The organism is Streptomyces milbemycinicus, assembly GCF_002154605.1.
GTDB classification, from domain to species: domain Bacteria; phylum Actinomycetota; class Actinomycetes; order Streptomycetales; family Streptomycetaceae; genus Streptomyces; species Streptomyces milbemycinicus.
In genome coordinates this window covers 1-1,250 of the sequence record NZ_MUNE01001266.1, presented here as the reverse complement: position 1 = coordinate 1,250, position 1,250 = coordinate 1, and the positions used below count along the sequence as shown (strand labels likewise).

2 protein-coding genes are annotated in these 1,250 nt (G+C 72.8%); one reads left to right on the top strand and one right to left on the bottom strand.

The window, feature by feature from the left end; all coding sequences use genetic code 11:
• On the bottom strand, positions 1 to 483 hold a 483-nt coding region (locus tag CCN51_RS52535; protein WP_086861341.1), incomplete at its 3' end, for a response regulator transcription factor.
• 186 nt (positions 484 to 669) lie between these two features.
• On the opposite strand from CCN51_RS52535, the gene CCN51_RS52530 reads away from it, so the two are divergent.
• A partial coding sequence (locus CCN51_RS52530; RefSeq protein WP_143676275.1) for a glycosyltransferase occupies positions 670 to 1,250 on the top strand: 581 nt, incomplete at its 3' end.

Here is a 1,250-nt window from a genome sequence, read left to right as displayed (position 1 = left end):
GCGCCTCGATTCCTCGGCCCGCCAGACCCGCCGGGCCGAGGAATCGAGGCGCAGATCCGCCACCCCCTCCATGCCGTCGCCCGGCGCGGTCTCCTCCTCGCCCGCCCAGGGGGCGGCGCGGCGCAGCAGGGCGCGCAGCCGGGCGAAGACCTCGTCCACGTCGAACGGCTTGGCCACGTAGTCGTCCGCGCCCGCGTCGAGCCCCTCGATCCGGTCGGCGGTCTCCACCCGGGCGGTCAGTATGAGGATCGGCGTACGGTCCCCTTCCGCGCGCAGCACCCGGCACACCTGCAGCCCGTCCAGGCCCGGCATCATCACATCCAGCACGATCACATCCGGGCGCTCGCGGTGGGCGGCGGCCACCGCCTCGATGCCGTCGGGCACGGCGGTGACCCGGTAGCCCTCCAGCGTCAGGGCGCGCTCCAGGGCGTGGCGGATGGCCCGGTCGTCCTCGGCGAGCAGCACGGTGTTGTACGTCGTCACACCCCGAGTCTGCCAAGCCGGACGGCGTGCGGGCGCCGCGGAGCCCTCCCCAGCTGCGGCTCCGGCTGGCTTCTTACCCTGCTCTCACCTTGTTCTCGCGGCCGGCTTACCGTGCCCCGCCATGGTGTTCACAACGATCCGGGGGGACCGATACCCCGGTGTTGCCACCGGCCGGAAAGACACCACATGAAGATCGCATTCCTGCTCCACAACGTGTACGCGATCGGCGGGACGATCAGGACCACGCTGAACCTGGCGGCGGCCCTGGCCGAGCGGCACGATGTGGAGATCGCCTCGATGCAGCGGCACCGTGAGACGCCGCGCTTCACCGTGGACCCCCGGGTGCGGCTCGTCCCGCTGGTCGACACGCGTCCGAGCGGCCTCGACGCGCACGACCCGCGGCTCGGCGAGCCCGCCCGGGACTTTCCCTCCGCCGAGAAGCGGTACCGCCAGTACAGCCGGCTGCACGACGAGCGGGTCGCGGAGTATCTGCGCAGCAGCGACGCCGATGTGATCGTGGGCACCCGCCCCGGCGCGAACGTCTACATAGCCCGGTTCGCCCCGCGCCAGGCCCTGCGTATCGCCCAGGAGCATCTGCGGCACGACGCGCACAGCAAGGCGCTGCGGACCGAGCTCGCCCGCCACTACCGCACCCTCGACGCCGTCGTCACGACGACCGAGGCGGACGCGGCGGTCTACCGGGCGAAGATGCCCCTGCCGGGCGTACGGACCCTCGCCGTCCCCAACAGCGTCCCCCGGCCCCCGGT